General features: G+C 73.6%; 12 protein-coding genes. 7 read left to right on the top strand and 5 right to left on the bottom strand.

Translation table 11 applies throughout. The features are described from left to right. Nucleotides 1-30: 30 nt before the first annotated feature. The 5 genes from ACFOX0_RS22155 to ACFOX0_RS22135 all read right to left on the bottom strand — a co-directional run bounded on the left by ACFOX0_RS22155 (nt 31) and on the right by ACFOX0_RS22135 (nt 5,263). Complete coding sequence (locus ACFOX0_RS22155; protein ID WP_377549160.1) at nt 31-1,527, bottom strand: SulP family inorganic anion transporter; 1,497 nt, start codon at nt 1,525-1,527, stop codon at nt 31-33. Between the two features lie 191 nt (nt 1,528-1,718). Beyond that, nucleotides 1,719-2,675 (bottom strand): non-homologous end-joining DNA ligase, encoded by a 957-nt coding sequence (gene ligD, locus ACFOX0_RS22150; protein ID WP_377549157.1) that lies wholly within the window; start codon nt 2,673-2,675, stop codon nt 1,719-1,721. 55 nt (nt 2,676-2,730) lie between these two features. Further along, the gene (locus tag ACFOX0_RS22145) at nt 2,731-3,948 is read right to left on the bottom strand and encodes an RNA-guided endonuclease InsQ/TnpB family protein (RefSeq protein ID WP_377549154.1); all 1,218 of its coding nucleotides are present in this window, start codon (nt 3,946-3,948) and stop codon (nt 2,731-2,733) included. Next, nucleotides 3,949-4,347, bottom strand: coding sequence for an IS200/IS605 family transposase (tnpA, locus tag ACFOX0_RS22140; protein ID WP_377549152.1), 399 nt, complete (start codon nt 4,345-4,347; stop codon nt 3,949-3,951). Nucleotides 4,348-4,543: 196 nt separating this feature from the next. Beyond that, complete coding sequence (locus ACFOX0_RS22135) at nt 4,544-5,263, bottom strand: GNAT family N-acetyltransferase (RefSeq protein ID WP_377549150.1); 720 nt, start codon at nt 5,261-5,263, stop codon at nt 4,544-4,546. 152 nt (nt 5,264-5,415) lie between these two features. Between ACFOX0_RS22135 and ACFOX0_RS22130 the strand changes: the two genes are divergently transcribed. The 7 genes from ACFOX0_RS22130 (at nt 5,416) to ACFOX0_RS22100 (ending at nt 13,552) form a co-directional block, all read left to right on the top strand. Next, nucleotides 5,416-5,976, top strand: coding sequence for a sigma-70 family RNA polymerase sigma factor (locus ACFOX0_RS22130; RefSeq protein ID WP_377549148.1), 561 nt, complete (start codon nt 5,416-5,418; stop codon nt 5,974-5,976). Between the two features lie 75 nt (nt 5,977-6,051). Then, nucleotides 6,052-6,813: a zf-HC2 domain-containing protein gene (locus tag ACFOX0_RS22125; protein WP_377549376.1), complete on the top strand. Its 762-nt coding sequence runs from the start codon at nt 6,052-6,054 to the stop codon at nt 6,811-6,813. Between the two features lie 150 nt (nt 6,814-6,963). Then, nucleotides 6,964-7,587: a copper resistance CopC family protein gene (locus tag ACFOX0_RS22120; protein WP_377549146.1), complete on the top strand. Its 624-nt coding sequence runs from the start codon at nt 6,964-6,966 to the stop codon at nt 7,585-7,587. 198 nt (nt 7,588-7,785) lie between these two features. After that, on the top strand, nt 7,786-9,876 hold the full coding sequence (locus ACFOX0_RS22115; protein ID WP_377549144.1) for a cytochrome c oxidase assembly protein: 2,091 nt from the start codon (nt 7,786-7,788) through the stop codon (nt 9,874-9,876). 70 nt (nt 9,877-9,946) lie between these two features. Beyond that, a complete protein-coding gene (locus ACFOX0_RS22110) occupies nt 9,947-12,277 on the top strand; it encodes a transglycosylase domain-containing protein (protein WP_377549142.1) in 2,331 nt (776 codons plus the stop codon). A 149-nt stretch (nt 12,278-12,426) separates the two neighbouring features. After that, entirely contained in the window at nt 12,427-12,729 is a 303-nt protein-coding gene (locus ACFOX0_RS22105) for a putative quinol monooxygenase (protein WP_377549140.1), read from the top strand. Between the two features lie 70 nt (nt 12,730-12,799). Continuing rightward, nucleotides 12,800-13,552, top strand: a complete 753-nt coding sequence (locus ACFOX0_RS22100; RefSeq protein ID WP_377549137.1) for a helix-turn-helix transcriptional regulator — start codon at nt 12,800-12,802, stop codon at nt 13,550-13,552. The last annotated feature ends 18 nt before the right edge of the window (nt 13,553-13,570 follow it).

Genomic DNA, 13,570 nt, shown 5'->3' with positions numbered 1-13,570 from the left:
TTGTCAACCGTCGAGGAGGGAGACCACCGGTCAGGCCGGCGCGGGGTCCGGCGCGGGCGGAGCCAGGGTGAGCACCGCACCGTGGGTGCGGCGCCGGTCGGCCGCCCAGGCGTCCAGCGCGCCGCGGGCCGCCTCGTCGAGGTGACGCAGGCCGGACAGGTCCATCCGCAGCCGGGCACCCGGCGGCACCCGGTCCAGCTTCGCCAACACCTGCGGCAGCCGCAGGAAGGTGGCGTTGCCGGTGATCCGGACGAGGATGTCGTCGTCGTCCGTCCGGGTCCAGTGCACCTCCACGTGGGACAGCCACCAGGCGGTCCGGACCACCGCCAGCGCGAAGCCGGCGAGCACCCCGGTGAGCAGGTCCAGCGCGCCGATCAGCACGGCGGTGACCAGCGCGATCGCCCCCTCGGCCCGGTCCGCCCGCAGCGCCCGGACCAGCCCGGCCGGGTCGAGCAGCTTCCACCCGGCGTGCACCAGCAGCGCCGCGAGGGCCGGGATCGGGATGACGCCGAGCAGGTCGGGCAGCGACGCCGCGAACACCAGCAGCCAGACGCCGTGCAGCACCGGCGAGAGCCGGGTACGCCCGCCCGCCCGTACGTTGGCCGAACTGCGCACGATGACCGCCGTCATCGGCGGCGCGCCCAGCGCACCGGCGGACAGGTTGCCGGCGCCCTGCGCGACCAGTTCGGCGTTGTAACGGGTGCCCGGACCGTCGTGCATCCGGTCCACCGCGGCGGCACTGAACAGGCTCTCGGCGGTGGCGATGACGGCGATGGTGAGCGTCGTGCCGAGCAGTGCCACGTCCGCCAACCGGACCAGGGCCGCCCGGTCGGGGATGATCAGGGCGTCGAACAGCGCGCCCACCTCGACCGTGGCGACCGGCAGCCGGAACGTCCAGGCCGCCACCGCGGCGAGCGCCACCGCGACCAGCGGACCGGGCACCGTACGCAGCCGCGGCAGGGTCCACTCCCAGCAGACCAGCAGGGCGAGGGTGGCCACGCCCACCGCGGCCGACGTCGCGGCGCTCGGCGTCGAGGCGACCGCCGCGAGGGCGCCGGGCAGCCCGCCGACCTTGCCCGGCGTACTGGCCGGCGCCGTCGCACCGAGCAGCGGGTAGAGCTGACCGAGAACGAGCACCAGGCCGATGCCGGCGAGCATGCCGCGGACCACGGACGGCGAGATGGCCCGGAACCACCGGCCGAGGCGCAGCAGGCCCAGCACGATCTGCACCACCCCGACGCCGAGGGTGATCACCCCGAGCGCGGCGAGGCCGTACGCGTGCACCGCCTCGGCCACCAGCACGGTGAGGCCGGCGGCCGGCCCGCTGACCTGCATGCTGCTGCCGGGCATGGCACCGGCCACGATGCCGCCCACGATCCCGGTGACGATGCCCAGCTCGGCCGGGACCCCGGAGGCCACCGCGATACCCACGCACAGCGGCAACGCCACCAGGAACACCACCAGCGACGCCCGCAGGTCGTCGAGAATCACCCACCGGTACGACCGGCGCTCGTCGTCGGCTCGCACGCGATCCCTCCACGATGGACTACCCACGGTCATCGGCCGCCTCGCTCGCCTGCCGGATGACGTGAGCCGCCCTGTGAGCTGAATTCGCTGTTCAGCGCGGTTGTGTGCGTGATGGCAGCGCTGCCAGCCCCGCCTCGGTCAGTCACCGATGGTAGTTAGCGCATGACGGAGAGGCAAGGTGGGGCCGGTGGTCACCCTTCGGCGCGGCGGGCCCGGGCGCGGCGTTTGCCCTCGTGCATGGCCTGCACCCGGGCGACCGGGATGGTGTGCCCCTCGGCGATCAGGTCGGCCGGCACGGTCTGCGGGGCCGGTGCCGACTCGGCCCAGGGGTCCCGGTCGGCGACCAGGTCCGGCACCGTACGCAGGGTGAAGTCGGCCGGCGTCACCCGGTCCAGGTCGTCCCACCCGACCGGAAAGGACACCGGGACGCCGGGTCGCAGTCGCGGGCTGTAGGCGGCGACCACGGTCGCCCCGCCGGCCCGGGTCGAGTCGACGAACACCCGGTCACCCCGGTCGGAACGGATGAAGGCGGTGGTGGCGATCGACGGGTCGAGGCGTTCGGCCCGCGCGGCGAGCGCCCGGGTGGCCGCGGCCAGGTCCTCGACGGACGCCGACTCGTCCACCGGTACGAAGACGTGCACTCCCTTGGCACCGGAGGTCTTCACCGCGCCGGCCAGCCCGGCGTCGTCGAGTGCCCGCCGGACCAGGGCGGCCACCCGGACCACCGCGTCGAACGCGGCGCCCTCCGGCGGGTCGAGGTCGAGCACCAGGTGGGTCGGGTGGTGCGGCCGGTCGGCCACACTCAACGTCGGGTGGTACTCCACCGCCCGTTGGTTGGCGAACCAGAGCAGCGTCCGGCGGTCGTCGCAGAGGGCGTAGGAGATCTCCCGGTGTGACGCCTCGGCCCAGACCCGGGTGCGCCGGACCCAGTCCGGCGTGTACCCGGGCAGGTTCTTCTGCATGAACGGCGGCTGGCCGCGCAGCACCCGGATCACCGACAGCGGCCGGTCGCGCAGTTGCGGCAGCAACCGGTCGCGGACCGCGTCGAGGTAGTCGACCAGGTCCCGCTTGGTGGCCCCGGCGCCCTCGAACAGCGGCTGGTCGAGGTTGGTCAGCGACACCCCGTCCCGGGTCTGGTCGGCGCTCATCGGTTGACCTCCTTCCCACGGCTGGAGCCGGGGGATTCCCGTGGCTGGGGCGTGTTCACGCCGCCAGCCGTTTGGGTGGTTGGCGCTTCGCAGACCGCCCATTGGCGAGGTCTCCACGCCCGGTGACCGCCAGTCCGGCGGCCAGAATGTTCTTCGCGGCGTTCACGTCGGCGTTGTCCTGATGCCCGCATGCTGTGCACCGGAAGACCGCTTGGCTCTCGCGGGACTCCCGGGCGACATGCTTGCAGGCGTTGCAGGTCTGCGACGTGAACGCGGGGTTGACCTTGACCACGGTCGCGCCGTGATACCGCGCCGCATGTTCCAACTTGAGCAGGAACCCGCCCCACCCCTTGGCCAGGATTGCCCGGTTGAGGCCGGCCTTCTGCCGCACGTTCCGGCCGGGCCGCTCGACGGTGCCCCTCGCGCTGGCCGTCATGTTCCGCACCCGCAGGTTCTCCACGGCGACCAGACCGTGTCCGCGCACCAGCCGTACGGCGCTCTGCGCGGCGAAGTCGGCCCGCCGCGCCCGGACGCGGGCGTTGAGCCGGCCGAGCTGAGCACGGGTCGCGTCCCGACGTCCGGACCGCCGGTTACGGCCATGGGTCCGCAACGACCGAGCCAGGCGCTGCTGCAACCGCTTGACCCGCTTCGCCTCGCCCGGGGTGACGAAATCCCGGTCCATCATGTCGCCGTCGGAGGTGGCGACCGCGACCGCGACGCCCCGGTCCACGCCGACCGGCGGTTTCCCGTTCGGGACAGCCTCGGTCACGCCGTCCTCGACGCAGAACGAGATGTACCAACGTCCGCCGTCACGCAAGACGGTGGCATTGCGAATCGTCCCGCCCAGTGGACGGGTCCAGCGAAACCGCACCGGCCCGAACTTCGGCAACCGCACCTCACCCCACCGGCGATTGAGCCGCCGTACCGCGATGTGGTTGCGGTCCGGGAACCGAAACGACGAAGCGGTCCGCGCCCGAGACCGCCACCGCACCCGCCACGTGCCGTGCTCCCGGCACGCCCGATCCAGATCCCGCAGAGTCTGCTGCAAGGTGTGCGACGGCGCCTCCGCCAGCCACCCGCAGTCGGGATCCTTCTTCGCCTCGGCCACCTGCCGAGCCTGCTCGACATAGGAAATGAACCCGCCCCGGCGCCGATACTCACGACGCTGCTCCAAAGCGGTGTTCCACACCGACCGACACGCCGCGCCAACCCGACCGGCATAGGCAGCCTGATCAGGAGTGAAGGCAAGCAGGTAACGGCGACCGGTCAGCATCTACCGCTGCTTCTGCTGCTCGACGTACCTCTCCACAGCAGCCACCGGAGAACCACCCGTCGTAGCAACGAAGTACGAATTGGTCCACAGCGTAGGCAGACGGGACTTGAGCGTCGGGAACTCCTCACGCAGAATCCGAGACGTGCGGCCCTTGACGGCCTTGACCAACCGGTGCACACCGTACTGGGGATCAACCTCCACCAGCAGGTGAACGTGGTCGGGCATGACCTCCAGAGCCACCAGCCACGCTCCTTTCTCCTCGACCACTTCGCGGACGAGCTGCTTGAGCCGGTCCTCGACACCGCCATCGAGAACCCTGCGCCGATACTTCGGACACCACACCACGTGGTACGCGCACTGGAACACCACATTGCTGTTCGACCGCAGGGCAACCGGCACGCTGACACTATAAAGCATCAAGCTATCTACTGCTCGGATGCGCTATCCCACGGCTGAAGCCGAGGGCCTGCACGCTACGCATCTTGATCACCCTGGCCGCAGATCGTCGCCGGGTCAACCGCGCCGCACCGGACACCGGCGCGGCTCCCCGTCGACCCGGCGTGCCGGGGCTCGTACGGCACGACGCCCCGGCGGCTCAACACTCCGGTGGCGGCGGCGGCTCGTCGAACCGGACCAGCCGGAAGTCGGTCCGGCGGCGCAGCTTGAAGCCGAGCGCCTCGTACAGCCGGAGGGCGTTGGTGTTGTCGGCGGCGGCATGCAGGCACGGGCGCTCGCCGCGGGCCCGGATGCCGGCCGCGACGGCCCGGACCAGCCGACCGGCCAGGCCCTGCCCGCGCGCCTCGGGGGCGGTGCAGACGGCACTGATCTCCGCCCAGCCGGGCGGGCGGAGCCGTTCGCCGGCCATCGCGACCAGCGCACCACCGCGGCGGATGCCGAGGTAGCCGCCGAGTTCGACGGTACGGGGCCGGAACGGCCCGGGCTTGGTGCGCTCGACCAGGTCGAGCATCTCCGGCACGTCGGCGGCGGTCAACGGCACCGCCTCGGGATCGGCGCCGGCGTCCATCGCGACGTCGACCATCTGCACCCCGTCGATGCGGCCCACGGTCGTCCAGCCGGGCGGGGGCGGTGGGGTGCCGATCAGGACGGCCGTGCCGCCCGGGCCGAGCAGCGCGGCGAGGTCGGCCCAGGCGGGCCGGTCCGGGTCGGCCACGGCGGCGAACGGCGCGACGTCCGGCTGGTAGCGCGACGCCCGGCCGGCGGTCTCGGCGAAGTGGTGGTGCGGGCCGCTCAACGCCGTCCGGGCCGGGTTGTCCAGGACCTCGTCGGCGGGCGGTTCGGCGGAGAATCCATGCACGGCACCAGCCTGGCACTGCCCGACCGGCCCGCCGCGACCGACCCCGGGCCCGGCGCGTTGAACTCCTCGGGTCGGTGACCCGTATACGGTGACGAATCCGGCCGGGCGGTCCGAGGCCACCGGACGACAGACGAGGCGATCGGGAGGTCCTGGTGCCGTCAGCCGAGGACGACGAGCAGGTCACCGCGTGGGCGCTGGCCGCCGGCCGGGGCGACGCGACGGCCACCACCGCCTTCGTCCGGGCCACCCAGCAGGACACCTGGCGGTTCCTGCGCCACCTGCTCGGCGGGCCGGACATCGACGATCTGGTCCAGGAGACGTACCTGCGCGCGTTGCGCGGTCTGCCCCGGTTCGCCGGGCGTTCGTCGGCCCGGACCTGGCTGCTCGGCATCGCCCGTCGGGTCGCCGCCGACCAGTTGCGCGCCGCCCGGTCCCGGCCCCGGACCGGTCCGCTGGAGGACGACCAGCACCCCGCCGCGCCGGGCGGGCGGTTCGACGAGCAGGTGGTGTTGGACCAACTGCTGCGGCAGTTGGCGCCCGACCGGCGGGAGGCCTTCGTCGCCACCCAGGTGCTGGGCCTGTCGTACGAGGAGGCGGCCCGGGTGTGCGGCTGCCCGGTCGGCACGATCCGGTCCCGGGTGGCCCGGGCGCGGCAGGATCTCGTGGTGGCGGTCGGCGGAGCGGGCCGGCACCGGTCGGACCGTGCCGGGTGAGCCGCCGGCGGGGCGATCAGGACCACATCCGGTGACCTCGGGAACCAGGTCGGTGCGATGAGCGACTACCAGTACATGCGGTGTGAGCAGTGGCGGGAGATCCTGTCCGCCCAGTTGGACGGTGAGGAGAGCCCGGCCGAACGGGACGCGGCCCAGGCACATCTGGACACCTGCGGCGGCTGCCGGACCTGGCTGGACGCCGCCGCGGCGGTCACCCGGCGGGTGCGTACCCAGGTGGTCGGAGCGTTGCCGGACCTGACCGACGCGATCCTGGCCGCGGCGCCACCGCCGGCTCGGCGCCCGTGGTGGCGGTGGCGGCCGATCGGGGTCGCGCGGCGGCGCCTGGTGACCGCCCTGCGCGCGGCGCTGGGCCTGCTCGGCGCGGTGCAACTGGTTCTCGGCCTGACCCAGATCGGCCAGGACACCGGGCTCCACGCGCACGCGACCGGTCAGCACCTCTGGCACGAGTCCGCGGCGTGGAACGTGGCCGTGGGTGCCGGGTTCCTCTTCGTCGCGCTGCGTCGCACCCCGCCGACCGGGCTGCTGCCGATGCTCAGCGCGTTCGTGGCGATGCTGGTGCTGCTGTCGGTGAACGACCTGATCGCCGCGCAGGTCCCGGTGTCCCGGCTGGTCAGCCACGGCTTCCTGGTCGGCGGCTACCTGATCACCGTGCTGCTGTCCCGGCCGGGCCTGCGCCCGGACGGGCCACCGGCGCGGCGGCCCCGGTCCGACCGGTCGCGGTGGCGGGTCCGGTTCGACGAGCCCGAGCAGCCCGTCCGGCCGCGCCTGGTGCCCCCGCAGCCGTACGCGCGGGTGGACGACCGCCGCGCGGCCTGAGTCACCGGAACTTCCGGCGACGACCGAGCGACCAACCACGCAGACGTTATTTTTCTGGTCCACACCAGCGTTCCACCCGGCTGCCCGCCCGGCGGCTGGGTGGGGCAACAATTGCTCGGATAACCTCGTACCGATCGGAACCGTCACCTCATGCCTGCGTCCTTTCGTTCCTTCCGTCCATCCCTCGTCCGGCTGGCCGGTGCGGCGCTGGCCGCGCTGCTGGTCGTGCCGCTGGTCGCCGGGCCGGCCGAGGCGCACAACGCGCTCCGCTCGGCCGACCCGGCCCGGGACGCCACGCTGACCGCCCCGCCGGCCACCGTCACGCTGGAGTTCATGGAGTCGCTCGACCCGGCCTTCACCACCGTCCGGATCACCGACGGTGACCGTCGGCCGGTCCCGACCGGCGCCCCGGTGGTGACCGGCGGGAAGGCCACGATCGGGCTGAACCGGGCGCTGACCAACGGCACGTACACGGTGGCGTACCGGGTGGTGTCGAAGGACGGGCATCCGGTGCAGGGGTCGTACCCGTTCACCGTTGCCGCGCCGGGTGCGGCCGCCGCGCCGAGGACGACCGGCGCCGCGCCGACCACCGCCGCCGAGGCCGGGTCGCCGAGCGTCACCACCGGGGCCGGGCCGGCGAGCTCCACCCCGGCCGCCGCGGCGGATTCGGACGACGGGCCCGAAGTCTGGCTGCTCGTCGCGGCCGGGATGCCGGTGCTGATCGCGGCCGGGGCGGTGGGTCTGCTGTTCCGCCGCCGGAAGCCGCCCGCCTGAGCCGGCGCCGTACGGCGCGGACCCGACGTCCGCACGACCGGGCGGCCGGACCGGCCGTGCGGACGCCGGTACGGGCCGGGGTCGTCGGTGCGGCCGGGGCCACGTTCGCGGGGCCCCGGCGGGACGCGCCCGGGCGGACCGTGCAGACTCGGTCGGGAGAGGCCACCGGGACAGACGCGCAGAAAGCAAGGTAGTCAGGTGCTCGAGACGGAATCCGGCCGACGACCGGGGCGGGACGGGTCGCCCGCCGGGCGTATCCCGGTCACCGGCTCGGGGTCGACGGGCCGGACCGGGCCGGGCGGCGCGCGTGGGCCCGGGTTCGGCTGGTTGGTCCCGGTGCTGGCCGTCGTCGCGGCCGCGGCGAGCCTGCTGGTCGCCCTGCGGGTCGGCGGCGCCGTCGCCGCCGCGATCCCCGGCCTGCCCTCCCCCGGTCCGCTCACCACCTGGGCGCTGCCGGTCGTCCGGCTGTTGTCCGACGGGTTGGCCACGGCGACCGTCGGCCTGGCGGTGACGGCGGCGTTCCTGCTGCCCGGCGACGGCCCGAGCGTCTCCCCGTACGGCTACCTGCTGCTGCGCCGGACCACCGGGCTGGCCGCGGGCTGGGCGGTGGCGGCGCTGGCGCTGCTCGTGCTGACCGTGTCCGACGTGCTCGGGGCGTCGGTGTCCGGGCTGTCGCCGGCGGCCGTCGCGAGCTTCGCCCTGTCGATCGCGCAGGGCCAGGCGCTGCTGCTGCAGGCGGCGCTCGCGGTGGTGGTGGCGGTGCTGTCCCGGGTCGGAGTGTCCCGGGGGCTCGCCGCGACGGTGGCGGCGCTGGCCCTGGCGGCGGTGCTGCCGCCGGCGTTCACCGGGCACGCGGCCGGGGCGGGCAACCACCAGATCGCGGTGACCAGTCTGGCCCTGCACGTCCTCGGCGTCGCCGTCTGGGTCGGCGCGCTGATCGGCCTGCTGCTGGTCCGCCGCGGGCCGCTCGCCGACGCCGCCGCCCGGTACAGCCGTCTCGCGCTCGGCTGCTTCGTCGCCGTCGCGGTCAGCGGCCTGGCCAACGCCGCCGTGCGGCTCGGCACCGCCGACGAACTGTGGCGCTCCCGGTACGGCGTACTGATCTTCGGCAAGTTCGTCGCCCTGCTGGTCCTCGGGGTGCTGGGGGCGGCCCACCGGTCCCGCACGCTGCCGGCCCTGCGCGCCGGCGCGCGGCGGGCGTTCACCCGGCTGGCCGCCGGCGAGCTGATCGTCTTCGCGGCCACCGCGGGACTGGCCGTGGCGCTGTCCCGCAGTCCCACGCCGGTGCCGGCCGACCCGGTCGACGTGGACCCGCTCACCGAACTGCTCGGCTTCCCGATGCCCGCCGCGCCCAGCGCCGCGCACCTGCTCGGCCAGCCGCTGCCGGACATGTACTTCCTGACCCTCACCGTGGTCGGCGTCGCCGGCTACCTGGCCGGCGTACGTCGACTGCGCCGGGCCGGGCACCAATGGCCGGTGGCCCGGACGGTGAGCTGGCTGGCCGGCCTGCTGGTGCTGGCCGCCACCACCGACCTGGGCGTCGCCCGCTACGCCTACGTGCTGTTCAGCGCGCACATGGCGCAGCACATGGTGCTGTCCATGCTGGTGCCGATCCTGCTGGTCGGCGGGGCGCCGATCACCCTCGCCCTGCGCGCCCTGCGCCGCCCGGCCGACCCGGACGTGCGGGGCGCCCGGGAGTGGCTGCTGATCCTTTTGCACAGCCGGCTCACGAAACTTCTGACCCACCCGCTGGTCGCCCTCGGAATCTACGTCGGCAGCCTGTTCGGGTTGTACTTCAGCGATTTGCTCGGCACGCTGATGCGCTCGCACCTCGGTCACCTGGCGATGCTGACCCACTTCGTCGTCGCCGGTTACCTGCTGTTCTGGGTGCTCATCGGGGTGGACCCCGGGCGACCCCGGCTCGACCCGGCGTTGCTGGTGATCATCCACTTCGCGGCGATGATGGCGCACGGCTTCTTCGGGCTGATCCTGATGCAGACCACCGCGGTGATCGCCCCCGACTGGTACACCGCCGTGCACCCGACCTGGGCGTCGACGCTGCTGGCCGACCAGAAGCTCGGCGCCGGCATCGCCTGGGCCTTCGGTGAACTGCCCGCGGCCGTCGTCATGATCGTCCTGGTCCGGCAGTGGATCCGCGCCGATCAACGCGAGCAGGCCCGCCTCGACCGGGCCGCCGACCGGGCCGACGCCAGCGGCGAGGAGGACGAGTTGGCCCGCTACAACGCGTTCCTGCGGGCCGCCGCCGAGTCCGACCGGCAGGGGGCCTGAGCAGGGCGTTCGGCCCGGACGGTCCGGCGGCGCGCGATTCGGTCGCGCCGGTCGGGGGTACCAGGACCGGATGTCCACCACCGGGAACCACGACAGCACCGCCGCCGGCCGACCTGCCGCGCCGCCACCGGCACCGCGCCGACGGCGACGCAACCGGGTGCTCGGCGCCCTGGCCGTGCTCACCCTGCTGCTCGGCATCGGCCTGATGGCGGGGACCTACTACGTCGACAGCGTGCCGACGCCCACCGACCTGACCCTGCCGGAGTCGACCACGGTCTACTACGCCGACGGGAAGACCCCGATGGCGAAGCTGGGCGCGGAGAACCGGACCATCGTGCCGTACGACCAGATGAACGACTCGGCGAAGCAGGCCATCGTGGCCGCCGAGGACCGGACGTTCTGGACCAACAAGGGCATCGACTTCGGCGGGGTGCTGCGGGCCGCCTGGTCGAACGTGACCGGTGGGCAGCGGCAGGGCGCCTCCACGATCACGCAGCAGTACGCCCGGGTGGCGGCCGAGCTCAAGGGCGTGACGTACTCCCGGAAGCTGCGCGAGGCGGTGATCGCGTGGAAGCTGGACGACAAGTACAGCAAGGAGAACATCCTCGGCTTCTATTTGAACACCGTGCCGTTCGGCCGGGGCGCGTACGGCATCGAGGCGGCCGCGCAGGCGTACTTCGGCAAGACCGTCCGGCGTGACGCGCCGGCGGACAAGCAGTTGACCAAGGCGGAGGCGATGGTGCTCTGCGCCATGGTCAAGCAGCCGGAGGCCGACCCGGACGATCCGGAGGGCTCGCCCGGCTACGACCCGCGCCGCAACGCCAAGGCCCGGCAGAACTCGATCGAACGGTGGGCCTACATCCGCGACGGCATGGTGAAGCTGAACTACCTGTCACCGCAGGAGGCGGCGAACCTGGCGTACCCGGACACGGTGCGGCCGAACGACCCGGCCGCCCGGGTGTCGGGCCTGGACCGGCCGACCGGGCAGGTGGTCAACCACGTCCTCAGCGAGCTGCGGCAGACCGACCCGTTCAAGGGCAAACCGGCGGAGTACCTCCGCGACGGCGGGTTCAGCATCGTCACGACCGTCGACAAGCGGGTCCAGGACGCGGCCGAGGCGGCCGCCGACATCCGCCGCGACAGTGCCCCCGAGGCGGTCCGCGGGCAGCCGAGGAACTGGCAGGCCGCGCTGGTCGCGGTGGAGCCCGGCACCGGCCGGGTGCTCGGCTACTACGGCGGCAACGCGGCGACCGGCGCCGACTACGCCGGCTGGTACTACGACGACGAGGGCGACGCGCGCGGCTACGGCCAGCACCCGCCGGGGTCCTCGTTCAAGGTGTACGACCTGGCCGCGGCGGTGCAGCAGAAGATCTCCGTGAAGCAGCGCTTCGACTCGCCGGACACCAAGGAGTTCCCCGCCTCCGGCCGGACCAAGGCCAGCCCGAACGGGCCGATCCGCAACGCCGAACACGCCGCCTGCCAGCCGAACTGTGCACTGTGGGAGGCCACCGTCGCCTCGTTGAACGTCACCTACTTCGAGCTGACCGAGAAACTCGGTCTGAACAAGGTGCTCGACCTCGCCACCCGGGCCGGGATCGACTCGATGTGGGCGAACGAGCCCGGCAACCCGCAACCGAGGCGGATCGAACTGCGCGGCCACCCCGGTGCCGAGACCGCGCCGCACTTCTCCACCGAGGCCGGCATCGGCCAGTACGGCATCACCGTGGCCGACCACGCCAACGGGATGGCCACCCTCGCGGCCGGCGGCAAGCGCGCCGAGCAGCACTTCGTCCGGTCGGTGACCAAGGGCGAGGACACCGTGTACTCCGAGCGGCTGGTGCAGACCGACCTCGGGCTGGACGCCGAGGCACTCAACCAGGTCAACTGGACGCTGCGCCGGGTCAAGGCGGCCGAGCTGGACAACGGCTGGGACTCGGCCGGCAAGACCGGCACCTGGCAGGCCGGGCAGAGCACCACCCAGAACGTGCACACCTGGATGGTCGGCTACACCGGCGCGCTGGCCGCGGCGGTCTGGCTCGGCAGCACCGACGGCAAGCCGCTGAGGAACAAGAACGGCAGCTACGAGGTGTACGGGTCGAACGCGCCGGGACCGATCTGGCGGCAGTTCATGGAACGGGCCACCGCGGCGCTCAAGCTGGACCCGGACAAGTACCGCTTCGACGCGCCGAAGTTCCCGGACGACAAGCCGTCGCCCACCGCACCGGCGCCGTCAGCGCCCCCGACGACGACCCGGCCCAGCTCGGCGGCGCCCCCGCCGAGCTGCGAACCGGCGCCGTGCGCCAGCGCGAGCCCGACCGGGCGGCCCTCGCCGACCCGGTCGCCGCGTCCCAGCCCGACCCGCAGCTCCGGCCCACCGCGCACTCCGCCCCCGCCGGGCTGACCCGGTCGGGCCGCCGGCCCGGGTGGGTGGCGGCGTGTCCGCTGGGAGCGTGAACGCGTCCGGCTGGCAGAGGCGGGCCGGGCGGGTGCCGCCGGAGGATCGGACCATCCGATTCCGCGGCCGTCGGCCGCCTCACCCGGGAGGTCCCCATGTTCATCGCGATCCTCGACGTCACGACCGCCGCCGCCGACCGGCCCGCCGCCCTCGCCCGGTTCGACGAGGAGAGCGACCGGGTACGCGCCATGCCGGGCAACGTCGCGTTCCGGGTCTACGCCGAGCGGGCGGACGACACCGCGATCACCGTGGTCCACGAGTGGGACGACGAGGCCTCGTTCGCCGGCTACCTGCGGTCGGACTCCTTCGCCCGACTCGGCGAGCGGATCCGGCCGATGATGACCGGTGCCCCGGTGAGCCGGCGTTTCCACGCCGACCTGGTGGAGACGGCGGCCTGACCGGCCGGGGACGGGCGGCCTGACCGGCGGCGCGACGGACTTCTAGGATCGTGGCTGTGCGAGACCGTCGATGACCAGCGGGGCGTACAGCTTCGTCCGCACGTTCGCGCCGCAGGCCGCCCGCGACCTGTGCGTCGACCGGCACTACCTGCTCTGCGCCTCCGCCGGGACGCTCCGGCTGGAGGCGCACGGTCAGGCGTGGTTGCTGCCGCCGGCGCGGGCCGCGCTGATCGAGGCGGGCCGGCCGATCCGGGTGAGCATCCCGCGGCCGGTCACGACCGCGTCGGTCCTGTTCGACACCGGATTCACGCCGGCCCCGCCGGCACCGCTCACCGTGTTCGACCTCAACCCGCTGGCCCGCGCGCTGCTGACCGAGTGCGGCACGTGGGGCGAGCGCGACGAACCCCTGACGGCGTACGCGCAGACGCTGTTCGCCGCGCTCGCCGCGGTGACCTGGCGGCTCGCCCGGCAGCCGAGCCCGGTCGTCGTGCCGGCGGGGCGGTCACCGGAACTGCGTCGGGCCGTCGAGCTGACCGGGCAACGGCTCGGCGGTGAGGTCCGCTTCGAGGACGTGGCCGCCGAGGTGGGCCTCGCGCCGCGGTCGCTGGCCCGGCGGTTCGCGGAGGAGACCGGCATGACCTGGCGGGCGGTGCTGCGCCGGATGCGGGTGTTGGCCGCGATCGAGGAACTCGCCGCGGGCGACACCCCGGTGACCACGATCGCGTTCATGGTCGGCTACACCTCACTGTCGGCGTTCAACGCCGCGTTCCTGGAGCTGACCGGCCGCACGCCGACGGAGTACCGGGCCAGCTTCCGGCCCTGAGGCGGCCAGGCCGGACAC

Source organism: Micromonospora zhanjiangensis, from assembly GCF_042650605.1.
Lineage (GTDB): Bacteria > Actinomycetota > Actinomycetes > Mycobacteriales > Micromonosporaceae > Micromonospora_J > Micromonospora_J zhanjiangensis.
The sequence above is the reverse complement of the archived record's forward strand: the minus strand, read 5'-3'. Positions and strand labels throughout refer to the sequence as shown.

Bases quoted from the DNA above. Each gene is read 5' to 3' on its own strand.
- ligD (WP_377549157.1), bottom strand. From the start codon at position 2,675: ATGAGCGCCGACCAGACCCGGGACGGGGTGTCGCTGACCAACCTCGAC.
- ACFOX0_RS22145 (WP_377549154.1), bottom strand. From the start codon at position 3,948: ATGCTGACCGGTCGCCGTTACCTGCTTGCCTTCACTCCTGATCAGGCT.
- ACFOX0_RS22125 (WP_377549376.1), top strand. From the start codon at position 6,052: ATGCGGTGTGAGCAGTGGCGGGAGATCCTGTCCGCCCAGTTGGACGGT.
- ACFOX0_RS22120 (WP_377549146.1), top strand. From the start codon at position 6,964: ATGCCTGCGTCCTTTCGTTCCTTCCGTCCATCCCTCGTCCGGCTGGCC.
- ACFOX0_RS22110 (WP_377549142.1), top strand. From the start codon at position 9,947: ATGTCCACCACCGGGAACCACGACAGCACCGCCGCCGGCCGACCTGCC.
- ACFOX0_RS22105 (WP_377549140.1), top strand. From the start codon at position 12,427: ATGTTCATCGCGATCCTCGACGTCACGACCGCCGCCGCCGACCGGCCC.
- ACFOX0_RS22100 (WP_377549137.1), top strand. From the start codon at position 12,800: ATGACCAGCGGGGCGTACAGCTTCGTCCGCACGTTCGCGCCGCAGGCC.